Source organism: Bradyrhizobium uaiense (genome assembly GCF_010811875.1).
Lineage (GTDB): Bacteria > Pseudomonadota > Alphaproteobacteria > Rhizobiales > Xanthobacteraceae > Bradyrhizobium > Bradyrhizobium uaiense.
Genome location: NZ_VKHP01000046.1, coordinates 22293 through 44937, shown reverse-complemented (window position 1 = coordinate 44937; position 22645 = coordinate 22293). Strand labels below are relative to the sequence as shown.

The following is a 22645-nucleotide window of genomic DNA, read 5'->3' as shown; positions in this document are numbered from 1 at the left end:
GCCGCCGCCGCTCTACCGATGTGATCACCTCTGCCCGCGATATCGTCATAGCGCTTCTCCTAGGATTACCCCTAGGACCTGCAGCGCTCGCCTTCCTCAAACAAGGCGGCCGTCAGCGGAGGCGTACAATGATCCGGCGTAGTCGTGCCTCGCTATTCTCGAAAATCTGGCAAGGCTCGCTGCGCTGTTGAAACAGCGATCTTCGTTCACGAGCGCGTATTGGAATTCTCAGTCTTCAGAAGACGAAAAGGCCTTCTCGTATAAGAACCGATGAATGGAACGGGCCGGCGGATCATGAGGTACATGGTCTGGCCCCAGGAAATCAGCCATCGATCGCATCGAATCTGCAAAACCCTGAGTCTGAATTGCTGAAAGACGATCGAGGTCGGCAGTGCACGACCATCCCTCATAAACGTCAGCGAGGCGGGACATCTCCAGGCTTGAAAGCGTACCCAGCAATCCTCCGCCGGGCACAGCGTAATAGCCTCGCAAAGCCTCCACTTCGACCGGTGTTATGTCGCGTGCCAATTGAACCTTGCGATCGCTCCACCTTTGGAGATCGTCTGGCAATTGCCGCCGGCGTCGCTCACGCTCAGAATTAGTCTCCTGAACCGCGGATTGTCTGACGTATTGCAGCAATGCATTCAGCTTGTCCCGCTGCTCCGCATCCACTGCCAAAATCAGCTGCCGAGTGAGGTCCGCGAATTTACGTGCGCAAAGCGCGATGTAGTAGTTTGGGTCGCGCATATGGTCGCCCATCCATTGCGGCACGAAAATTATCTCGGCGGTAGCCGCCGTATCTACCGAAAAGTCTAGGCACGCGCCAAGCGGGTCACATTTCCTGGCGCAAGGAGGAGTTCAGCCCAGTCGCGCATAAGGGTACGACGCTTTTCCAGCTTAGCCCCACGCTGGTAGGCGGCGGTCGTTTCAGATTTGTATTTGTGGGCCAGCGCAGCCTCTCGAACGCCGTCGGGATAGTCTGTGCATTCCTCCGCCCAGGTCGCAAAAGTCGCCCGGAAGCCATGGACAGTGACGTGCCCGTAACCGATCCGATCGAGTACCGCGAGCATCGCGTTCTCAGAAAACTCGTGGCCGTCCGGGTTGGTGAAGATTAGTTCGGTCTGCTGGCCTTTGCTCAGTTCGTCGAGCACATCCAGCGCGGGCTGCGAGAGCGGGACGCAGTGGTCCTGGTCCATCTTCATCCGCTCGCCGGGGATCCGCCACACCGCACCGGTCGGATAGGTCCGATCGATCTCGGACCATCTGGCGCCGAGGATTTCATTCGTGCGGCACACCGTGAAGATTAGGAAGCGCAGCGCCATAGCAGCGCGTCCCTCAGCCGTACGAAGCTCACTCATGAAGTGCGCCGCATCGGCATAGGGAAGGGCCGGGTGGTGACGAATGACTCGCTTGGGCCGCTTTGGTAGCTTTTCGCGGAGCTGCTTCGTCAACTCGGCCGGATTGCGGAAGTCGAGGTCATCAATGTCGGCGTTCTTTGCGATGATAGTTTCGATCCGGCCGCGCACCCGGTTGGCGGTCTCCCGCTTGGTCAACCAGATGGGCGCGAGCAGTTCGTGGATATGGCTCGGCTTGATATCCGCGATGGTCAACTTTCCGATCGTCGGATAGGCATATCGCTTAAGCGAGGAGGGCCACTGATCGCGATGTTTTTCGCTCCACGTGGTCCACAGCGCGCGGATGTAGACCTCTGCGCACTCCTCAAAGGTCGGCGCAGCTTTCTGCACTTCTACCGCCTTCGCCTCTTGGCGAGCCTCACGGCGCTCCTGCACGATGTCTATGCCGGGCGTGTTGCGGTCCCCCTTCACGCATAGACGAGCTGCGTCTCGTGCGAGCCGAGCGTTCTTAAGGGATACATCCCTGAAGGAGCCGAGGCCATGCCATCGCTCCTTGCCGTCCTTCCAGTAACGATAGGACCAGCTCTTCGCCGCGGGACCAGTTACGATCAGGTAGAGCCCGTCGCCGTCAGCATACTTTCCGGGCTTCGTTTCGCGTTCGACGTCGAGCGGCTTGAGTTTTCCCACCACGTGCTCCTCCGATGAAAACCATCCTCCGAACCCACGGTCCCAAGCTACGGTTTGCGCTTTGATTGTGAGGAACGACGGCGAACTAAGGAATACAGTCTGCCGACGAAAGCGCTGATTTTACTGGGGATTCCGAACGGTGGAGAACAACGGAGAACAGTGTACTGGCGGAAGGGGTGTCCGCCGAACTGGAGTCCAGCGACGTCTCGCGACGTCTAAATTATCCACATTTTCCAGTTACTTATATGAATCGGCTGTCCGACGCGGTCTTGCCAAATCCGGCTCGATCCCACATAAAATGTGGGATCAAATGTGGGGCGCGAGTTAGGCGGAGCGATGGGGAATCGAACAAGGAAGAAGCATCCCGAAAAGGCGCTGACCGTGGTTCAGATCAGGGCGCTGAAGAAGCCCGGTCGCTACGCTGATGGCAACGGCCTGTATCTGAAGGTGGCCGAGTCCGGCGCCAAGCGCTGGGAGTTGCGCACCGTGGTCCGCGGCAAGCGGTGCGACATCGGCTTGGGTGGGCTGAAACTGGTCTCCTTGGCCGAGGCGCGCGAAGAGGCGCAAAAATACCGGAAGATGGCTCGCGACGACGGCGACCCGCTCGCCGAGAAGCGCCGGGCCAGGCGGGTGATGCCGACCTTCAAGCAGGCCGCCGAGGCCGTCCACAAAGAGCACGCCAAAGCCTGGAAGAACGCCAAGCACGGCGACCAGTGGATCAATACCCTGAAGGCTTACGCCTATCCGGCCTTCGGCGATCGCCGTATCGATCAAATCGACACTCCCGAGATCCTCAAGGCGCTGTCGCCGATCTGGCTGACCAAACAGGAAACGGCGCGGCGGGTCCGCCAACGTATCGGCACAGTGCTCGATTGGGCCAAAGCGGCCGGCCATCGCACCGGAAACAACCCCGTCGAGGAGATCAGCAAGGCATTGCCGCGGCAGTCCGAACGCAAGAGTCATCATGCCGCGCTGCCCTATATCGAGGTGACGGCATTCCTCCAACAATTGAAGGAGGAGGGCGAGCCCACCAAGGCCACGCTCGCCTTTGAGTTTTTGGTGCTGACGGCCGCTCGGACCAATGAGGTGCTTGAGGCCCGCTGGGCCGAAATCGATCTGGAGCAGGCAGCCTGGACGGTGCCGGCAAGCCGTATGAAGGCGGCCAGGGAGCACAGAGTACCCTTGGCGCCGCGCTGTATCGAGCTCTTGCGCCATGCCAAGCAGCTAGCGGCCGGAAGCGAGCTCGTTTTTCCGGGGCGCTCGAACGACAAGCCGATGTCCAACATGGTCCTGCTGATGATCATGCGCCGAATGAAGTCGACCTACACCGTGCACGGTTTTCGCTCCGCCTTTCGGGACTGGGCGTCCGAACGCACAAATTTTGCCAGGGAAATCTGCGAGGCCGCGCTTGCCCATATCGTCAAGGACAAGACCGAGGCGGCCTATCGCCGCGGCGACCTGTTCGAGAAGCGGCGTGAACTGATGGCGACGTGGGCCGCGTACGTCGAAGCACGAGGTGCCGAAGTCATCACTCTTCGACAGTCTGGCTGAATGCCGATTGATCCTGCTCGAAAGTCGTGGATGGCGCTCAGAAATTTCATTGCACCGAGAAAGTCTGGTGTAGTCTAGCAACACGTCGAGATGCCGTAATGCATCCTTCCCTTGCCCTCTATGGCGAGGGATTGCCTTGGCTGATGGCAGCCGCTTTCCCAGAATTGACCGGCCAAAGTCCTTCAGCAGGAGCGTCACACCTATGACCAAAATCCCCAAAAGCAACAACGATGCCTGGCCCGAAAATGGGTTTGTTCGGCTGACATCGATCTTGGCACCCAACGGACCGTTGCCGATCTCGCGCTCGTCCTGGTGGGCGGGCGTCGCATCGGGGCGTTATCCGAAATCGGTGAAACTCGGACCGCGCATCACGGCGTGGCGGGTGGAGGAACTGCGTGCCTTGATCGACACCGCGCGATGAGCCCGATTGTCAAAGCGGTGGTGGTGACGTGAGCAGCTATCAAGAGGAAGGTCCGGACATCTCCGACGCCGTTATCCCCGACCAGGACGCGATCGCGGTTTACAAAAACGATCAGGGAGACATCGCCATCAAACAATTTCGATGGCCCGATGAAGATGGCTCCATCTTCGTTCGCCCGGAATATGCTTTCGCATTTTGCAGAGCGGTTCTCGAAAAGGCGGGATTCGATCCCGACTTGTTGCTGCGCGAAACGAAAGCAAAGGACGTGACCGCGAACGAACGTCAGCGTCGTCACCGCGAAAAACTGCGTGACGGTCACGGCAAAGATAGCGTGATCGTCACGGCAGAAAACAAATCCCTCCAACCTCGGCAAGAAGACCACACCGGGCAATCGTCGGGAGCGCATTGACGGAGGTGCAGAAAAAAGCCGCCTGATCTTACAAACGAGACTCGTGCGCCGCGAGGCGCATGGGCATAGCCAGCCCTCCAATGGGCCGATCTCCGGGACTACGACCGGCGTGGCAACAGCCGAATGGCATCGGCGACAAGGTGTGCTGAAATGTACACTAGGAGTGGGCGCCGGCTAGCGCCGACCCACAGACAGTCCCGACACTGACGGATGGTGCAGGGATGGTTCCGCGTCAAAGCGAGTGTAAAGGCCGACCGCATGACCCCGGCCTTCCTCATTCAGAGGTTTCTTCAATCCGTCTGTGTCTGATCCATCCCGGCTCGGAGGTTCAGACAGCTTCGCCCTCAAAGGCGAAGCTGTGCCCAAAACCAAGCCCTCTCAAAGGTTCACTGAGGGCCGGCACACCAGGCGGCCCTTAACCCGTGCGGCGGCAAAACGCGCACTCGACCCAATCTGCGTATCGGAATTGATAAGGCGGCGACAAGTCCGGGACCTCGAGCAGCACGCGGCCGGCAATGAACTGAAGTTCTGGGCGGAGTGGGGCATCGATCCCTTCGCCCTAGGGATCTCGTACCAGTCCTAAACCCCCAGCAAAACCGGAGAAGACCATGACGCTCAATGTCGAGAGCACGACCACGCACATCGGCGCGCCACCGCCCGCCGGGCACAACACCGCAACCGGCGCGCCGAGCGTCGCGAAGGAAAGCGCGACTGGTAGCGCGACTGGTAGCGCAACCGGTAGCGTGACCGGCACCGCAACCGATGCGAACGGCCCGTCGAAGGTTGCGCGTGACCAACTGCGCTCCATCGTCGGTCGCATCGAAACCTTGGAGGAGGAAAAGAAGGGCCTCTCCGACGACATCCGAGACATCTACACCGAGGCCAAGGGCAACGGACCTGAAGGCCCTGCGCACCATCGTCCGGCTCGCGATCCGGACGGCACCATCTATTTCGCGTCGCATGAGGCGCGACTTCGAGAAGGCCGAGCAGGATAAGGCCAATGGCAGAGGCGGAGAATCCGAAACTGAAATCAAAAGACACGGCTGAGGTTAAGGGGGGTAACCCCCCGGTTAACCCCGGTTAACCCGGGGATGGCGAGGGGGATAAGCCGACGCTCCGGAAGATGAAGGATGGGGACCGGCAGGAGCAGGAAGCAATCCTCGACACCTACATGCAAGCGCTCGGGATGCTCGTGTGACCGCAAAGCATCCTTGGTTGAAATTCTACCCGTCAGACTGGCGATCAGACCCGATGCTTCGGCTCCGCTCGCTGGCCGCGCGGGCTCTGGATGGAGATGATGTGTCTGATGCACGAAGCGGAGCCATACGGCTCGATGCTCGTCCAACGGCAAGCGACTGAGCAGACAGCAGATGGCGGCGTAAGCCTCCGTGTGACAATCAAAACAACTGAGAAGGAGAACGAACAAATGTCGGATGCAACTTATAATCTCAACGGCGGCTTCAAGCCCACGATGAAGCGTTTTGCCGATCTCAACGGGCCGGACTTCTTCCCCACTCCGCCTTGGGCTACCCATGCCCTCATCGAGAACGAAAGCTTCGAGGGCGAGATTTGGGAATGCGCGTGCGGCGACGGTACCATGTCGCGTGTTTTGGAAAAGACCGGCCAACCCGTTCGCAGTTCTGATCTCTACGATCGGGGTTTCGGCGAGTCGGGTGTCGACTTCTTAACTTCGCAATCAGGAGCGGACAACATTGTGACCAATCCGCCTTACAATTGCGCCGAAGGGTTTGTCGCGAGCGGTGTTCAGCGCGCAAAACGCAAGTTCGCACTTTTGCTCCGGCTGGCGTTTCTGGAAGGAGCAAACCGGCACAGAACGATCTTCGGAAACAGTCCGCCCTCCCGGGTGTGGGTGTTCAGCGAGCGGATCACTTTTTATCCGAGTGGCGTTAAGCCGAAGGGTAGTGGGACCACGGCCTACGCATGGGTTGTCTGGGATAAGATGGCGCCCACCGCAACAGAATTGAAATGGTTCAAGCCAGGCTATAAATCGAAGTTCAGTTAGATCGCCGAAGCGAACGTTCCTATTCGCTCAGCCTGGACCAAATATCTCTCCAAAAACCTCTTCCAGCATCGCCATGCAACTCGGCGCCGGTCACTGGGCGACGGACAGTGCCGTGCTCGTAGCACGTCGCCGGGCGAGGGGACGACGGGGTTCCCAACGAACGGAAGCATAAACGCTTTGAAGACGGAGCTCCGCGACAGCGGAAGAGACCTTATACCGGACAGCGGGCAGCCCCGAATGCGCCGGTTGGGACCAGAGGATTGTAGCAGTGAGCGCACACCTTATGACGGATTCTTCGTACCGCCCGCTAGCCGATCGCTAGCGATCAGCTAGCGAATGGGTGGCAATGCTTGAGCTTGTGCATCATGCAATGCTCGAAGCATGCCCAGAGCATCCGCTAAGCATCGCTTAAAGCAGCTCAGCAGGGACCGGCCAATGGGTCACTCACCCAGCGGACGGAGGATCCTGTGAGACCGCCTGTGACAGCAGCGAAGCTCAACGATTTGAAAGCGTTAATTTGGACGGCTGGGACATCTGTGACAGAAAGCTGGGACATCTGTGACAGAAAAAGGCCCCTTAGCGTCGGTTGTGACAGGGGGCATGTCACGGTGAGACAGACTCGCACCGAATTGGAAGCCGATCAGCGTCTAGTTCAAGGCAAACAGAGGCGGGGGCCGGCCTTCCCAACAGACGGAACGTTTGATTGCCGCGGCGCGAAGTGGCCGAGGTTGACCCCGATGGTGCCTTGCGCTCCCTGCTCGCCGCTACTGACGATCATGGACCGTAACCATGGACCGTAACAACGTGGAAGGCTTCGGTAGGCTTTCGCCGTCACGTCCAAAACGAGAAAAAACGGCGAGGGGGCCGAATTCGGCCCGACGGGGGGCGTGCACCTGCGGAGCACAACTCCAGCAACCTGCAAGGGGTGTTCGCGAACATGCTCTCGAACAGTTCGCGAAGGGTTCGGCCGAACGAACCGAACAAGGTTCGCGAACTCTGTCGTGTTACGATCAGGTAACAAGGGAGGCCTCGCGCGGCCTCGCGAATGCTCGCGAGCCTTCTCTACCCTTATGATGATGACGCGCGAGTCCTCATCGAGGGATCGCTGAACGAGTTGGAGGCAGGCTCCGCGGTCCCTTAGCGGGGACGACGCGCAAAAGGCAGCTGAGGCCCCCGTTGGGGCCAACTGGCAACGCCACGCTACCTCGCTGGGCCCGTGCTTTTTGCGCGCTCCAGGTTGGGGATGAAGCGACTATCCCTAGCGTTTATTGCGCAGCGTCGCTGCCAGCATCTAGTCCGCAGGCGCTCAGGTTACGATCAAGGAAAGCGATAATTTTATGCGAGTGACCGATCGGCTGCCTCACGAAATTGCCTCTCAGCGCCTGCGCGTCGTCCTACCAGAGAACCTCAATCGCCTTATCGAACGACCGCACAGCCATGAGCTTTTCGACCAGGGACCCGATCTCCTGGAACAAACTTCTTGGTGTAGTCCCGGTAGGCATTCGCGATAGTTTGAATACTGACTGGACAGTTGTCCGCCGGCGTGACTGCCTCGATTGGAGGAGCATCGCCGGCGCGACTCGCCGATCAAGGGCACATCCGCCGGGGCGGGTGCCCGGCTTGAGGGGCGCTCTATCGGTGCATCCGGACGTTCCGATGCGGCGCGTTTGCCTAATTGTGCGAGGGGGTTCGCTGTTTGCTACAGAAACGAGCTGCCCGCGCGAGACCGGTCATCCGTTACCATCAGGCATTTGTTGACGTCGAAGCCCCAAGGGCGCTCGCCCCATTTGTTCGATCAGCAACACAGACTTGATGACTCGATCAAGGCTGATGGCAGGAGTAACAGGGCATCTCCGAACATAGGCTGCGAGATATTCATCGGAGGCAGTGTCGATGCCGAGCCTGGTGCAAACCAGATAGCTGACGGATTCAGCCTCAAACTCGCAAACGGCAAGAGATAGGTTTTGCCGATCTGGCCACCATCGAGGATTCGGCGTCCCCAAGTGGCCACAATACACATGCGCCAGCTCGTGAACGAGAGTCCCATATCGGGCTTCAGCCGAAAGGAGGCTATTCAACAGAAGCTCGAACCATACAGGGACATGCGTCGATTTTAGTGACGGGTTTTTGGCAGGAATTTCCAGGTGCTGCCCGGCTGCGGCCCATTCGATGGATCCCGCCTGCTGTGAACCGTCGGCACGCTCGGAGACCCGGATGCCGTCGCGCTTCGCATTGTCGATAGTCAGCATCAATTGTCCGCCGATCTGGCCGTTTCGTACTTGAAACGGGTCTTCCACCTGAGGGGGCAGGGAAGGCGCGGTCGGCAATGGCGTAGTATCGCTTACATCAAACACAAACAAAACGGGTCCCATCGGTTGCAGGATCACAATCGGTCGGGCGCCGATTTTGATTTCTCGACGGTAGTCCTTCCGCCACCGACCAGCCGTGCAGACGAAGTGCGCGCCCGGCATTTGCGTGTAGATCAGCATTGCATTGAACGGGGAATAGAACCGGAACCGGCCCACAAACCGCATCAATTCGAAGTAGGCATCGCTCGAATTATATTTGCCAGCGAGGGTAAAAAGTTCGTCGAGCGCCGTGCGCGCCGAATCCTGATCCAACGGAGCTACGCCACGCTCAGTCATCGCTGCCTATTGATGTGGGTTGCCGTCGTCAAAGCCGCCGAGACCGTCGTCCGGACAGGCCGCCGCCTGGGTGTCTAACAACTGGCGGGTCTCCACGGGCAGTGAGGATGACGTCTCATCGAGCGCGCCCAGATAGTATTTCAAAGCCTCACACGAGTTCAGATGCAGCGGAGGCGTTCGGTTGACCACGAGGGCGACGCCCCAAATGGCCACTAAGCACAGGAGCGTAAAAAAACCTGCGCGGTAACCGAACAGCCGCTCTTGAAGCCGCTTGTTCTCGCCTTGCACCTCGTGGAGGCGGGCGAATGGAACATCCACGGTCAACTTTCGCGCAGTAAACTCCTGCTCAACTAGATCAGCCTCCCTCGGCGGTAGGCTTTTGAGGAGTTGGTAGAAGCTTTCACGTTCCATCACTTGCCCCCAGAGTGTCAGCCCGCGCTGCAAAGCATCCGCGCTCGTCCTCGTCCGGAATCGGTGCTGCGGCATCTTGCGATCTGGGTCGCCCAGGTCGGGCATCTAGGCCGATTGAGGGTCATTACATATTATAGTTGGTAAACTTAAATTGTGTAATCCCTTTCTTTCTGTGCATGGATATGCGCAGATTGGTGGGGGAAAACGTAAAGCGAATCCGGCTCGAAAAACGCCTGACGCAAGAAGAATTCTGCGAGATTTCTGGATTTAGCCAGCAGTATCTTAGCGGTCTTGAGAATGGCCGCCGTAATCCTACGATAGTTACGGTATACGAGCTCGCAAAGGCTCTGGGCGTCAGCCATATTGACTTGCTCAAAGTACCTTCGTCTCGTCAAAAGCGCTCGCAGTCCTAGCCGCCCACTCGGGGGCCCGCCACGATGGATAACGAACGTTTCTATGTGGTCACCTCAAAGTTGGTGGACTACGTCAACAGTCCATCCTAGGGCACATCCGCGATAGTCTTCATAAACTCAAAAGAGATTGTGCAATGGAAGACTGCCCAAAAGAGTAAGGTCGAGGCATATCACGCGAGCAGGTCCTTACCCGGTTGCAGCATCCTCACGAACGTTCCGCTCTCGTGGTACTCGAGCCAGCCCTGATCTCTAGCTTGCTGTAAGCCAGCCCACTATTCGGACCGGCGTCGCCTTGTCCTCGTCGATCAACGGGCGGTTGATCTTCTCGATATAGATGCGGCCATCCTGGATCGGCTCGAACGCGCAGGCATGCTCCATGAGCCTGCGGGCGGCCCGGGATCCGCGTAGGGACGATCTGCGGTGAGTTTCATCGGCGGGGAATCACGACTTCCGTGCCGCACTGAATGGCATCGCGTGACCGACCCTGTCATGCCAATTCGGAACGATGTTAACCAGCGTCAGCGGAGCCGCAGACGGTGCACACCAGGCGCCAGCTGACACGAGACCAGGGTTGATCTTGGGGCAGGGCGTCGAGCCTGAAGTCGACCATGCGCCCCGCCAGCCGACGCCGTGGCATTGAATGCTGCATCTGACATGGCCATCCGCGAGCCAAGCCCCAGGGCTGCCAGGTGGGCAGTGACGGCGACGCTGGCGCATGGCCAGATAATCGCACCGATCATGCGCGGAGAGAAGCCGCTAGGGATTAGTCGCCTATGGCGGCAATCACCGAGTGCTTGGTCAATAGAGTTCGGCTGAAAGCGTGTCTCATCGACCGCCATCGGACAGTCCAAAAGGGGACGACGCAGTGGTCTTATCGATGAGACCGGTCTTACGATTAGCCAACAACAATCCAATCGACGGGAAGATCAGGCACGTTCCAACCGTTTGGCTTGACGGCAGCTACGACTAAATTGAAGTAGCCCTTTCCTTTAAGCGTGACGGCTGCGTTAAATAGCGGACCGTAGCCTTGGGGAAAACATGTAGCTGGCGGATTTACTCCGTCAGGCGTTCCGGACCGGACCGAAAGAAAAACGAGGCTGCTTTCGGTCATCTTCTCAACGTCTTTGCCGTTGATCGCGTGATTGCCGACGTCGTTTTGAACCGCAACGTGTACCGTTCCCGAAGCAATAATTGACGCCATATCTTTTCCTCACTGTCTATATGAATGAGTAGAACAATTTAAAGTAGTGTTCTGAGCGTCGCATGGATGCGAACGACGCGCTACTAAAAAGTGCACGTCAATTTCCAGGCGAGCGGCCTGCAGTCCGTGATTTTACGGAGGAAAACACCGGGCGAGCGTGACCCTTGCTGCCCAAATATTCTGACCGACTCAGCCCTTTTGCACGTCGGGCGCAATTCCGCGCTTGTGACGGAGCGAAACTATGTGGCGTTCACCTGTAGGTGCCGTTCAACGGAAGGGGCTCACGGACGAAAGGCAACTCGGATGTTACAGACGTTCCGCGGCGGGCGCACTTAAGGGGCTTTGGGTAACGAAGGCTCGCTTCAGGGCCTATTGCGATGCTCAACGGTCTGGTGCGTCTCGCAACCAAGGCACTTGACCTCAAGATGGCAGCACCCGGCGTTTATGATGAAGGCAAGATCGGTGGAATCGGAGGAAACGCGACGCCATCTACACGACGCTCACACTAGGGTGATTTCGGTTGCGGCCGTGCAAGAACACCTTCACGCTTCGGCGGGTCTTGGCTCAATGGAAATGCAGCCCTATCTCACCAAGCTTGTGAGGCGCTCGCCCACTCCATGGTAGGCGAGGACCAGCCAATTTCGTTGAGGGTGCTCGGTCAGGGCGGGAGAGCGACTTGTCGCGACGCCGAGAGCCTGGGATTAATCGTCACCGAACTTGTGATCAACTCGCTAAAGCACGCATTTAAGCCAGGAACGAAGGTCGGACAGATCGCCGTCTCCTATGAAGTTTCCGGGACGGACTGGAAACTTTCCGTCGTTGATAACGGCGTTGGAAAACCTGACGGCGTCTTTGCACAACCCAAATCCGGGCTTGGCACCGGCATTGTCAAGGCGCTCGCCAAGCAGCTCGACTCCCAAGTCGTTACCCTGAGTGGAGCAAACGGAACGGCCGTCACCGTTACTCACGCGACCTTTGCAGGCAGTGAGTCGAAAAACCAATAGGCGGCGTAGCTGCGCGAGGCTATCGACCTTGAGTCCGGAACTGGCCCTTTTCGGAAGTGCCGCGCCAGCTAGCGAAGCTCCGGTGTCGGGGGGTGAAGCGGACCTTGCGGCTGCGCGTTCCGACTTCCGAGTGTGATCCAACAGAGGCATCGACCGAGGTCGCCAGACCTACTATGATCGCATATCGTCAAAGTGGCTCTTGGGTTGGGAAAAGCAGGTGAGCGGCAGTCGGGTTGAGCGACGACTGGTAGCTGTGCTGGCCGCGGACGTGGCCGGCTACAGCCGACTTATGGGGTTGGACGAGGTCGGCACCCTTGAAGCCCTGAAGTCCCACCGGCGCGATATCGTTGATCCCGCCATCAAAGCGCACTATGGGCGCATCGTCAAAACGACGGGCGACGGCATGCTGGTTGAGTTCGCCAGCGCCGTTGACGCTGTCACATGTGCGGTCTCGGTCCAGGAAAGGATGGCAGAGCGAAACGCCGCAAGTTCCGGTCCCCATATTGCTTTCCGTATCGGCATCAATATTGGTGACATCATCATCGAGGGTGACGACATATTTGGCGATGGCGTCAACATCGCTGCGCGCATTGAAGGCGAATGCAAACCTGGCGGCGTCAGCCTTTCGGCAAGTGCCTTCGAGCAGGTAAGAGGCAAGACAGAGTTTTCTTTTGAAGACCTCGGAGAGAAATCACTTAAGAACATCGACCGACCGGTTCGCATCTACGCTACGCATTCGCTCAAAGCGCCAGCGAGCGCACTTGCTGCAAGTCAGATTGCCCAACCTAAGGCGGCTCCTCCCATTCTCGAGAGGCCCTCGATCGCCGTCTTGCCATTTCAGAACATGTCTGGTGATCCCGACCAGGAGTATTTCGCGGATGGGATAGTTGAAGATATCATTACGGGTCTTTCTCACTTCAAATCGCTGTTCGTCATCGCCCGGAATTCGTCATTCACCTATAAGGGAAAGGCAGTCGACATAAAGCAAGTAGGTCGCGAGCTTGGTGTTCGATACGTTCTCGAGGGCAGCGTCAGAAAGGGAAGCGGAAGAGTGCGCATCACGGGGCAGTTGATCGATGCCACCAACGGCGCTCACCTTTGGGCTGACAAGTTTGATGGCGCGGTGGCCGACGTGTTCGAGTTGCAGGATGAAATCACCGAGAAGGTCGTTTCGTCGATTGCCCCCGCACTTGAAGTCGCCGAAATCGAGCGGGTCGGCCACCAGCCAGCGGCACTTCATAGCTATGACCTATTTTTGAAAGGTATGGCTTTCTATTATCGAAGGACGGGTCCGGATTTTATGCAGGCCTACGCCATCTTTAAACAAGCGTTGGAGATTGATCCAAGCTATGCCGCCGCGCATGCGATGTTGGCCTTCAGTGGCTTAGCCTTTCAGGCGTTCACCGGGGTAAAACTGTCCGTTGACCGATTACAGGAAGCACTCGAAAGTGCGGAGGCGGCAAGAAAGTTGGACGAAGCTGATGCATTCGTTCAAGCCGCCGCAGGGCATGTTCTTGTCTATCTTGGGCAAAAATACGATCTCGGTCTTTCACTGGTCGACCGCGCGGTAAAGCTCAACCCGAACCTCGCTCCGGCATGGTACAGTCGGGGGGCAGTAACGCTGATGTGCGATCAGCCGGAGGAAGCAATCAAGAGCTTCAATCATGTGATGCGGCTGAGCCCTCGAGATCCCTTGTTGGTTCGAGTCTGGTACATGACAAGTTGGGCATATTTTTCGCAGAATGACTATGCGAATGGATTTCGTGTCGCCGATCAGGCGCTACAGAGGGCACCTGATGTTCATTCGCTGGCAGCGTTCACTGCCAACGCAATTCGAGATGAGAAGCCGCTTGAGGCGAGGCAGGCAGCTCAACGTCTGCTCGAATTTCAACCGGATTTCCGAGCTTCCCACGCACACTATCTGTTTCCGATTAGATCACTCCTTGTCCGGGAAGGCATCCAGGGCGCGCTTCGGGACGCGGGCATCCCCGACTAATTGGTGGCCCATGACGGTCCGCTGTTGGCCCTTTTCGGGAAGTGCCGCGCTGGCTATGGAGAGTCCGGTGACGGAGTTTAAGCGGACGTCACGGTTGCGCCCCGCGACTTCCGCGTTTGACCCAACTGAGACATTGGACCTAGCCCAACTGCCCTTCGTCATGGTTTGATGGGGCGGCATTGAGAGAGGGAACGGTTTGGTCAACGAACCTGTGCAGCGGAGACTGGCGGCCATTCTGGCAGCGGACGTCGTTGGCTTTTCCGCACTGATGGAGCGCGACGAGGAGGGAACCTATGTTCGCATTGGCCGGTTGCGGCGCGAGTTGATAGAGCCGCGACTCTCCGAACATCAGGGAAGATTAATCAAATCGACCGGCGATGGCTTTCTGGCCGAATTTGCCAGCCCCATCGCAGCCCTGCGCTACGCGATCGCAATACAGGACGCCTTGAGCTGCGATCCCGATCCACTTCGGATGCGGATTGGCCTCAACCTCGGCGATGTCATCGTGGACGATGGCGGCGACGTCTACGGCGAAGGCGTCAACATCGCCGCGCGGCTGGAGGCGCTCTGCGATCCCGGAGGGGTCCTGATATCGGGAAAGATCCACGACGAAGTCGACGGCAAGATCGAAGCCGCTTTTGAGGATCGCGGCGAGCAGCAGGTCAAGAATATCTCACGACCCGTTCACATCTATGCTGTGCGGCCGGCCGGGATGGCCAAAGCACCGGCAACAGCCGCTTCCAAGGAGGTCAGGAAGCCGCTGCAACTCCCCGACAAGCCTTCGATTGCCGTGCTGCCGTTCCAGAATATGAGCGGCGATCCTGAACAGGAATACTTTGCCGACGGTATGGTGGAAGACATCATCACCGCGTTATCGCGGTTCAAGTCCCTGTTCGTGATCGCCCGCAATTCCAGTTTCACCTACAAAGGCAAGGCGGTCGATATCAGGCAAGTCGGTCGTGAACTCGGCGTGCGCTATGTGCTCGAAGGCAGCATCAGGAAGTCAGGCAACCGCGTTCGCATCACTGGACAAATGATCGAGGCCGCAACTGACAGGCATCTATGGGCGGATAAATTCGACGGTGCACTGGAGGACGTGTTCGATCTGCAAGACCGGGTGACCAGCAGTGTCGTGGGCCTGATTGCGCCAAAACTCGAGCAAGCCGAAATCGAGCGGACGAGACAGAAGCCCACCGAGAGCCTGGACAGCTATGACTTCTTCTTGCGAGGCATGGCGCTGACGAACAAGCGGAAGTTTGCGGAGGCGCGTCAATATTTCACCAAAGCCTATGAACAAGATCCCGAATACAGTTCCGCATATGCGATGGCTGCGGCGACCTTGATGTTCGAACAAGGGATAAGCGGCATGCCCTTGAGCGACGAACAGCGCGCCGAAGCAATTCGGCTCGCGCATTCTGCGGCCCGGGCGGCAGGCGACGACGCGTTTGCGTTGGCCAGAGCTGGTCATGTCCTGACCTATCTCGGCCGCGAATATGATCGGGGCGCATCCTTGGTGGAGCAGGCCGTTGCGGTTAATCCAAATCTGGCGATAGCCTGGTATAGTCGCGGGTGGGTCACCATGATGTGCGGCGAGGCGGAGCGTGCCATTGAGAGCTTCGACCGGATGATCGGGCTCAGTCCTCTCGACCCGTTGCGGGTCAGTGCCTGGAATGGAAGTTCATTCGCATTTTTCATTCTTGGACGTTATGAGGACGGCTGTGCAGCGGCGGCGAAATCAATTCAATTCGTCGCGGATTTTCATACGCTCGGAGCCTACATCATCAACGCCGTTCACGCCGGCCGGACGGCCGAAGCTCAAGAGGTGGCCGCGCGGCTCTTGAAATTGCAACCCGACGTCCGTGCCAGCGACGCGGAAGAAGCCTTTCCTACCCGCTCACCGGAGTTGCGCACTCGCCTGATCGCAGCTCTTCAGGACGCGGGTTTGCCGGGCTGAGTATGCAGTAGGCGACTTCCGCTTATGACCCGCAGACATTACAGCTTGGAAACAAGACCCTTCCTCGCGCCCGCCGTCATAGCTGTGGTCCGGATAGCCCCGGCTCGCGTTCAGCCCGGAAAACATTGCTATAAAGATTTGCGATCCATTGCCGGCCGCTCGAGGTGATATTGAGATAGCGTATTGCGGTCTGAATTTGTGGAGCAACATTGTTCCAGTAAAACTGCGGATACTTGTAGACGACGTCGGCAGGCGTCTCATAGCCGAGCTTTTTGTTTAAACCGATCTCCTCAAACTCGTGAAACAGGGCATTCGACTTTCTCAGGTAGTTGGGATCGCCTAGCTGACCGATCAGGTCGGCAGCGCGCAGCAACATACCTTCCTCTTCCATCGAATTGTCGTTTGCGGAGTCCGCATAGGGAAAGCGCGTAAATTCGATGGCTCGGGCAATTCGGCTTGCGTCGATCTCCTCAACGTCGTCGAGTCGTTCCAGGACGAACAATTTCGAGCGGTCCACATGATAGGGGGCGAGCGAAGCGTCGGAGGCCCCCCGTGGCAGACGAGTCATGCGACCAGTTAAATCCACGACATAGGAGTCGTCGTCATCCCCCTGAACGACTCCGCGCACGTACCCGATGTCATGGGCGAGGCAGGCCAGAGTAAAATTTGCGTAGTCTGCGGCTGTCGTCGGCCGCAACAACATCCGCCCCATCAGGATGTCGTGCCCCGCAAGCGTGACAAGCATAGTGTGCTCTATGTCGTGATAAAGGGCGTCGCTGTTACCGATGCATTCCAACGTAAGTCTGGCTGCAAACGGAAGGACTTCCGCGAGGCGGGCGTGCGAAGAACCAAACCGATCTCGAGTATCGGACGTCAGAAACGACGATAGAGTGTGCGCCAGCACTTCTGGAATCGTGATCATCTGAAGAATCGTCCCGTGTGTGAAACACAACAGAGAATGGCTCGTCGCCGCCAACCCAAGATCGGCGCTGATGTTTGCCCGAAAAGCTTGACCACTCGTGCTCCTTCGTTTGACTACTGAGCCTGGGCCTCAACAGTACTAGGTACCGCGAACAGGGTGGGAAGACTGCGGTACCAGGTAGCAACCCAGGCGATTCCAACCAGCAGAACGATGCCGGTGATGCCGACCAGAAGCTGCGCCAGGGCGCCGCCGTCGATCTGGACGAGGATCCAGTGCGCAGCGAACGACAGGAAGACGCCGAAACAAAAGACCGGGAGCGAGCGCTGACCACACAGGATCAGAGGTCTCAGCCATTTCGACGTGAGTGCCGGCAAATCGCGTGGGAGGAAACGAACCACGACAACGAGCAAGGCCAGGAAATGGGCGAGACGCAACGGATCGAGATTGGATTTATCGATCGGATACATCACGCTGATCAGGGCCTTCGGCACGAATTGCCCCAGGCTCGGTATGTGCCAGGTCATGACGATCAGGAACGCAAAGACGAGCCACGCCACCGCCGCTATCGTGACCGGGCGTGACAGTGCTGCGGACCTGAATTGGGGGCCGCCACCAAAACCACACCAGGCGCCGAAGACAAACAAGACCTGCCAGCAGAAGGGGTTGAAGTACCACTTGCCGCCCGGAAACGAAGGCAAATTCCAATCAAAATGCCGGGCTGCGAGGTAAAGGACAACCGAGCCGAGCATGGTCCAGTTCGGCCGCCGCAGCAGGCCCCATAAGGTCACCGGTGCCAGCAGCACCAGTACGACGTAGAGCGGCAGGACATCCAGGTTGACCGGTTTGTATTTGAGCATCAGGGCCTGCGCGATCATGATGTCGGTCCGCTGCAGAAACTGCGCGACGTTAAATTCATCCCTGTACATCGGGTTGTCGAAGCGAAGTGAGGTGCGAGCAATCTGCGCCGTGAAGAACAGGAACAGGAAAACGTGAGCAACATAGAGTTGCCAGGCGCGGGTCCAAAGGCGCTTGGTCGCAGCCACGAACTGACTGCTCCTGAGTGCTGGCCCATAGACAAATCCGACCGTATAGCCGGAAATGAAGACGAAAAACTCGGCTGCGTCGCTGAAGCCGTAGTTGCGAAGCGTAAACCAGTTCAGGAAGTCATACGGAATATGGTCCAGAAAGATCATCCACTGGCCGATACCTCGTAAGAGGTCGAGCCGCAGATCTCGCTTGGGGGGCCGCAGGAGAGCGGTGTTTCGAACCTCTGTGCTCTCGTCCATGGTCGGAATCCTTCACGGAAACGACAAAGCTCAGCAGAATTCCATCACGTGATAGCTCACCCTATTCTGAGGTAATTAAATAGGACGCAGTTGCTGCGATGCGTGGGGCCGGATTTGACCCTTTCGCGCCCCTACGACCCACGCTGAATGTCCGCTTGGCGGCCCCGAAGCGGATGTTGAACCGGTTTTCGTCGAAGACCGCTTGTGGCCCAAACTTGACGTAACCGCTGCCTTGAAGAATGTCCCATGTTGAGGTGAAGAGCGGACATTGTTCTTGACCTGAGAGGTCTGCTTATGACGGGGTAGGTAGCGAGCCAAAGACCCTTATTGAGAAGCAACCCCTGCGAAAGATCATGACCTTCTTCGAGCGACTCAAGGAAGCAGCATCAGCCGAGTGGCGGGCCTACACCGAGCACCCCTTCACGGAAGGGTTGGCAGACGGTTCGCTCGCCGAAGCGGGGTTTCGCCACTACCTCGTTCAGGACTATCTGTTCCTCATCGAGTTTGCTCGCGCCTACGCGCTCTCCGTTTACAAGTCGCCAAAGCTTGCTGACATGCGCGAAGCGGCTGCCGGCCTCTCGGCTATTCTCGACATCGAGATGAACCTGCATGTGAAGCTCTGCGCTGGCTGAGGCTTGTCACCAAGCGATCTTGAACAAACCCTTCCGGCGATCGAGATGCTGGGCTATACCCGCTACGTGCTCGACGCGGGAATGCGCGGTGATCTGCTGGCACTCAAGGTGCCGCTTGCCCCCTGCGTGATCGGCTACGCAGAGATCGCGACGCGGCTCGCCTCGCGACCCGATGCGCATGCGCACGCTGCAACGAATCCCTATCGCGTTTGGATCGCCGAGTATGCCGGTGCACCATACCAGGAGGTCGCGGCGAAGCGCGGGCGCACCTCGAAGGTCTTGCCCATCTCTACGCCACGCCGGCCGGCGAGGCAGAGCTGATCGCGATCTTCAAGGAGGCCACCCGGCTCGAAGCCGATTTCTGGGAAATGGGATGGCGCGCTGGTGCGACGTCCGTTCATTAGCGCAGAGCGGGGCGTCACTTTGATCCCTTTGTGCGCATACCAAAAACCCCCCGCGTAACCGATCCGAATAAGCCTGCGAAATCAAATGGCCATCTTATTCGTTCGAAGTATACGAAAAACAGTTGATTTGCGTATATTCCAACTTATTGTGCTGGTGGACAGGAGAAACCTTTTATGAAGCGCGTCGCCATCTACCTACGGGTCAGCACATCGAAACAGGACACCGAAAATCAGTTGCGCGAGTTGACCGCGGTCGCGGACAGATCGGGCTGGGAGATTTGGAAGGTCTATGAGGACGCGGGGATCAGCGGTGCCAAGGGCCGCGACAAACGTCCTGGGCTCGACGCCTTGTTGAAGGCAGTCAACGCCAAGGAATTCGACATGGTCGCGGCCTGGTCTGTGGATCGCCTCGGACGATCATTGACGGACCTGCTCAGCATCCTCCAGGGGCTCCACGAGAAGGGCGTCGACCTGTTCCTTCACCAGCAAGGTCTCGATACATCTACGACCGCCGGTAAAGCGATGTTTCAAATGCTGGGGGTATTCGCCGAGTTCGAGCGAGGCATCATTCGGGAACGGGTCAACGCCGGCCTCGCGCGGGCGCGGGCAAAGGGCAAAAAATTGGGCCGACGCCCAGTCGACGCTTCGGTGGAGATGCAGATACGAGATCTAAGGGCCAATGGTGATGGCATCCTCAAGATTGGCAGGAAACTTGGCGTCGGCACCAGCGTCGTTCAACGAGTCGTTCGCGGAGTCCCCAAACACCTGACCGCGTAAGAAACAATTGGGGATAGTCGGTCAAGGCAAGCGGAGCGGGTTCTCCGGCAGATCGAAAAGGCCCTGACCGAGCGAGACCGTGCAGCTTGATGATGTGCGTCGCGAAAGTGAGCGGATGCGCAACCCAAGTTCACCGGTAGCGCGGGGAATCAGCAAGCTTCAAATTCCGGCCGCGTCGGCCGAGGCGCTGTCGGACCGGATGCTGATCCGGACACGGGCCGGGGAGGGCGTGAACGAAGGCGGGGGAGTAATCCTCGGTATGTGCGTGCTGCTCCCGCTAAAGAAGCGGTTGTCACCTAGTGAGAAGAGTGAAAGCACTGAAACTAAAAGATAAATCGATTCGATCTGGCTGGGCAGTTTAGGGAAACTTGGCCTCGGATATGCAGCCTGAGGAACCGGCTAAAAGCGCGCGTGGATTGTGCTTGCCGCCAATTGCAACGCGTGGGACTGTTTCGACGGTTCGAAGCAAGAAGATGATCCATCAGAAGGCAAAAAGAGGATGACGAAGTCTGCCTTAAATCCGCGACAGGCGGCGAACCGGAAGGAGCGAACCCGGGGCGGCGCCCTACGAAGAAACAGCGTAAGAATTCTTCTCGGTTTTCACGCGGAGATAAAGGCACGGACGCTATGAGCGCGGCCGATACCTATAACGACATCGATCTGGCCTGGCTGATGAAGTTGAGGACCGTTGTGGCGCGCTTAGGCGAAATGGACTGTGCCCGCTGGTGGAACTCCCAGGGGCAGCTCGGGCGCCAAGGCGTGACCGTGCTGAGGCGAAGCTTTCCCCGGACCCATTTTTTTGCCCAGGCGAAATCTGTGCAGATGATCGCGGCCGCCCGCTGCGCGGAGATATTCAACCCGCCGGGATCCGTCAATCTGTGGCATCTCACGGATGATCTGGAAGACCGTCTGGATTCGATCTGGGAGAGCTGGCTCGACGCCGCCTCGACTTGGCAGCCGTTCTTCGAGCACGTCGCAGGCATGAAGTCGACCGATGTTTTGGCTGCCTTGAACGACTTCGATCTGGTGACCGACGCCGACATCGAAGCCCATGCAAAGATCAAAAAATCGTCCGACGGCCGCTCGATCCCGATTCCGGAGAAGTTCGAGGGGCGCCGGCGCACCGTCGCCTTGCTGGCGCTATCATTCTCCGCAAGCGTGCCCGGCAGCCTGGTCGTTCCTTATGCGCGGAAAGCCGACGCGTGAAGATCCGTCCCCAATGGTCGCAGCGCCTGCTGCGAAAGGGCGTGTTGGTCCAGGAAACCTATGAGCTCTTTGCCTTGTGGGACGATGGCCTATTGGTCGCCGACAACCTGAAGTTGGGCCTATCCGGGCGACACAAGACCGCCGGCTGGGAGCGGGAGGTCAATGCTACCCTCAAGCGCCGGCTGCGTGACATCGAGCCTGCGCGGCCCCTGATAGCGCTCGCGAAGAGGGGCATGACCCTCGTCGACTGGCGCGACTGCCTGCGTCTGTGGATCGGCGCCACGGAGCAGCCGTTCCACGATTTCGCGCTGGGGTGGCTCTTCAACGAGCAGGGGAAGGGGCGGTACCAGATCCGGTCTGAGGACGTGCACCCGTTCATCGAAAGGGCCGCCGCCGGCCGTGGCTCGAAGGCGAAGCCGCTTTCCGAGTACGGTCAGCTCCGGAGTGCCCGGGATCTGCTCAGAATTGCCCTGGATCTCGGCATGTTGGTCGGCGACGGGCCTACCAAGACGTTCGCGTCCATCGCGATGAGCGACGACGTGATGATGTTCTACGTCCACATGATCAGCGATCTCGAGGGCAACGCCACGAAGATGCTCTCCAGCCCGCTTTGGCGTCTCGCTTACATGGCTCCGACGGATGTCCATGTCGCGCTTTTGCGCCTCCACCAGTACAAGCGGCTCAACTACGAGGTGGCGGGCAACATCGCCCAGGTGGGGCTCCCGTTTAGGAGCGCGTTGGAATGCGCCGAGAGGATCGCGGCATGACAGATTTCGAGAAGCGACTGCGCAAAGATCTGGAGCCGCACTTGGTGGCAACGGACCCACGCGCCAAGATCAGCGCCTATCACGACATGCCCTATGCGCTCTTCCGGTACGACCCGGAGCAAGAATACCCCTTGCGTCGGGAACTGACGATGCTGGCCACGCGCCTGATCCAGAGGGGCAAGAGAGTTACGCGTATCTCTCTAGCGGAGTGTCTTTCGGAGGCCATGACCTCGATGCGTCCCCTTGAGGACTGGTACGAAGCGGAGCGGTCGGGAACGGTCGAGGAGGCCATCCAGACCGTCACGAACATTCTCGAGGATTATGCACCTCTGGTGGATCTCGTCGCGGCCCACATGCCTACCGATCCGGACCCCAAGAAGGATATCGTTTTGATCTCGCGCACCGGAGCGCTGTTCCCGGTCTATCGCACCTTCTCACTGCTGGAGCAGCTGAAGGGGCGGGTGCATGTGCCGACCATTCTTTTCTATCCCGGCGACCTCGATGGTGCATCGGGGCTTCGCTTCATGGGCGAACTCGACGCCGAGCATAACTATCGACCGAAGATATTTTGAGGAACGAGT

The 22645-nt window shown here is 58.4% G+C and carries 22 protein-coding genes and 2 pseudogenes; 16 read left to right on the top strand and 8 right to left on the bottom strand.

Annotated elements, in window-relative coordinates; genetic code table 11:
* Positions 1-228: 228 nt before the first annotated feature.
* Both FNJ47_RS14030 and FNJ47_RS53915 read right to left on the bottom strand, forming a co-directional pair.
* Positions 229-771, bottom strand: a complete 543-nt coding sequence (locus tag FNJ47_RS14030) for a hypothetical protein (protein WP_163153931.1) — start codon at positions 769-771, stop codon at positions 229-231.
* Between the two features lie 41 nt (positions 772-812).
* The gene (locus FNJ47_RS53915) at positions 813-2042 is read right to left on the bottom strand and encodes a tyrosine-type recombinase/integrase (protein WP_347341665.1); all 1230 of its coding nucleotides are present in this window, start codon (positions 2040-2042) and stop codon (positions 813-815) included.
* Between the two features lie 381 nt (positions 2043-2423).
* Between FNJ47_RS53915 and FNJ47_RS14020 the strand changes: the two genes are divergently transcribed.
* From FNJ47_RS14020 to FNJ47_RS13995, 6 genes and pseudogenes are all read left to right on the top strand, one after another.
* Positions 2424-3593, top strand: a complete 1170-nt coding sequence (locus FNJ47_RS14020) for a tyrosine-type recombinase/integrase (protein WP_347341664.1) — start codon at positions 2424-2426, stop codon at positions 3591-3593.
* A gap of 202 nt (positions 3594-3795) precedes the next feature.
* The gene (locus FNJ47_RS14015; protein WP_163153927.1) at positions 3796-4014 is read left to right on the top strand and encodes a helix-turn-helix transcriptional regulator; all 219 of its coding nucleotides are present in this window, start codon (positions 3796-3798) and stop codon (positions 4012-4014) included.
* Positions 4015-4042: 28 nt separating this feature from the next.
* Positions 4043-4423, top strand: coding sequence for a hypothetical protein (locus FNJ47_RS14010; RefSeq protein ID WP_163153925.1), 381 nt, complete (start codon positions 4043-4045; stop codon positions 4421-4423).
* 743 nt (positions 4424-5166) lie between these two features.
* A pseudogene (locus FNJ47_RS51195) lies at positions 5167-5350 on the top strand (DUF2312 domain-containing protein); the annotation flags it as partial.
* A 196-nt stretch (positions 5351-5546) separates the two neighbouring features.
* A complete protein-coding gene (locus FNJ47_RS54685) occupies positions 5547-5621 on the top strand; it encodes a GapR family DNA-binding domain-containing protein (protein ID WP_163153940.1) in 75 nt (24 codons plus the stop codon).
* A gap of 99 nt (positions 5622-5720) precedes the next feature.
* A complete protein-coding gene (locus FNJ47_RS13995) occupies positions 5721-6446 on the top strand; it encodes a hypothetical protein (RefSeq protein WP_235999872.1) in 726 nt (241 codons plus the stop codon).
* Between the two features lie 1730 nt (positions 6447-8176).
* On the opposite strand, the gene FNJ47_RS13990 is transcribed toward FNJ47_RS13995, so the two are convergent.
* Entirely contained in the window at positions 8177-9091 is a 915-nt protein-coding gene (locus tag FNJ47_RS13990) for a hypothetical protein (RefSeq protein ID WP_163153924.1), read from the bottom strand.
* Positions 9092-9097: 6 nt separating this feature from the next.
* Positions 9098-9502, bottom strand: coding sequence for a hypothetical protein (locus FNJ47_RS13985; RefSeq protein WP_163153922.1), 405 nt, complete (start codon positions 9500-9502; stop codon positions 9098-9100).
* Positions 9503-9678: 176 nt separating this feature from the next.
* Between FNJ47_RS13985 and FNJ47_RS13980 the strand changes: the two genes are divergently transcribed.
* Positions 9679-9915: a helix-turn-helix domain-containing protein gene (locus FNJ47_RS13980; RefSeq protein ID WP_163153920.1), complete on the top strand. Its 237-nt coding sequence runs from the start codon at positions 9679-9681 to the stop codon at positions 9913-9915.
* Between the two features lie 249 nt (positions 9916-10164).
* On the opposite strand, the gene FNJ47_RS53200 is transcribed toward FNJ47_RS13980, so the two are convergent.
* On the bottom strand, positions 10165-10293 hold the full coding sequence (locus FNJ47_RS53200) for a hypothetical protein (protein WP_283811243.1): 129 nt from the start codon (positions 10291-10293) through the stop codon (positions 10165-10167).
* A 517-nt stretch (positions 10294-10810) separates the two neighbouring features.
* On the bottom strand, positions 10811-11116 hold the full coding sequence (locus FNJ47_RS13970; protein WP_163153918.1) for a hypothetical protein: 306 nt from the start codon (positions 11114-11116) through the stop codon (positions 10811-10813).
* A 444-nt stretch (positions 11117-11560) separates the two neighbouring features.
* Between FNJ47_RS13970 and FNJ47_RS54680 the strand changes: the two genes are divergently transcribed.
* From FNJ47_RS54680 to FNJ47_RS13950, 4 genes are all read left to right on the top strand, one after another.
* Positions 11561-11740, top strand: coding sequence for a histidine kinase dimerization/phosphoacceptor domain -containing protein (locus tag FNJ47_RS54680; protein ID WP_430649378.1), 180 nt, complete (start codon positions 11561-11563; stop codon positions 11738-11740).
* A complete protein-coding gene (locus tag FNJ47_RS13960) occupies positions 11734-12120 on the top strand; it encodes a sensor histidine kinase (RefSeq protein WP_163153914.1) in 387 nt (128 codons plus the stop codon). The genes FNJ47_RS54680 and FNJ47_RS13960 overlap by 7 nt, the downstream gene beginning before the upstream one ends.
* A 217-nt stretch (positions 12121-12337) precedes the next feature.
* Positions 12338-14116 (top strand): adenylate/guanylate cyclase domain-containing protein, encoded by a 1779-nt coding sequence (locus FNJ47_RS13955; protein WP_347341663.1) that lies wholly within the window; start codon positions 12338-12340, stop codon positions 14114-14116.
* Between the two features lie 196 nt (positions 14117-14312).
* Complete coding sequence (locus tag FNJ47_RS13950) at positions 14313-16070, top strand: adenylate/guanylate cyclase domain-containing protein (RefSeq protein ID WP_235999871.1); 1758 nt, start codon at positions 14313-14315, stop codon at positions 16068-16070.
* Between the two features lie 76 nt (positions 16071-16146).
* Here the strand turns inward: FNJ47_RS13950 and FNJ47_RS13945 are convergent, their stop codons facing one another.
* Both FNJ47_RS13945 and FNJ47_RS13940 read right to left on the bottom strand, forming a co-directional pair.
* Positions 16147-16992, bottom strand: a complete 846-nt coding sequence (locus tag FNJ47_RS13945) for a metal-dependent phosphohydrolase (RefSeq protein WP_163153912.1) — start codon at positions 16990-16992, stop codon at positions 16147-16149.
* Positions 16993-17105: 113 nt separating this feature from the next.
* The gene (locus FNJ47_RS13940; RefSeq protein ID WP_163153910.1) at positions 17106-18278 is read right to left on the bottom strand and encodes an OpgC domain-containing protein; all 1173 of its coding nucleotides are present in this window, start codon (positions 18276-18278) and stop codon (positions 17106-17108) included.
* A 353-nt stretch (positions 18279-18631) separates the two neighbouring features.
* Between FNJ47_RS13940 and FNJ47_RS13935 the strand changes: the two are divergent.
* The 5 genes and pseudogenes from FNJ47_RS13935 to FNJ47_RS13915 all read left to right on the top strand — a co-directional run bounded on the left by FNJ47_RS13935 (position 18632) and on the right by FNJ47_RS13915 (position 22636).
* Positions 18632-19314 (top strand): annotated as a pseudogene (locus FNJ47_RS13935) (TenA family protein).
* Positions 19315-19488: 174 nt separating this feature from the next.
* Positions 19489-20091: a recombinase family protein gene (locus tag FNJ47_RS13930; RefSeq protein ID WP_163153908.1), complete on the top strand. Its 603-nt coding sequence runs from the start codon at positions 19489-19491 to the stop codon at positions 20089-20091.
* A gap of 627 nt (positions 20092-20718) precedes the next feature.
* A complete protein-coding gene (locus FNJ47_RS13925; protein ID WP_163153906.1) occupies positions 20719-21297 on the top strand; it encodes a BrxE family protein in 579 nt (192 codons plus the stop codon).
* Positions 21294-22064, top strand: coding sequence for a hypothetical protein (locus FNJ47_RS13920; RefSeq protein ID WP_163153904.1), 771 nt, complete (start codon positions 21294-21296; stop codon positions 22062-22064). Before FNJ47_RS13925 ends, FNJ47_RS13920 begins: the two co-directional genes overlap by 4 nt.
* Positions 22061-22636 carry a BREX protein BrxB domain-containing protein gene (locus FNJ47_RS13915; protein WP_163153902.1) on the top strand — a complete coding sequence of 192 codons (576 nt, stop codon included), beginning with the start codon at positions 22061-22063 and terminating at the stop codon, positions 22634-22636. Before FNJ47_RS13920 ends, FNJ47_RS13915 begins: the two co-directional genes overlap by 4 nt.
* Positions 22637-22645 lie beyond the last annotated feature (9 nt).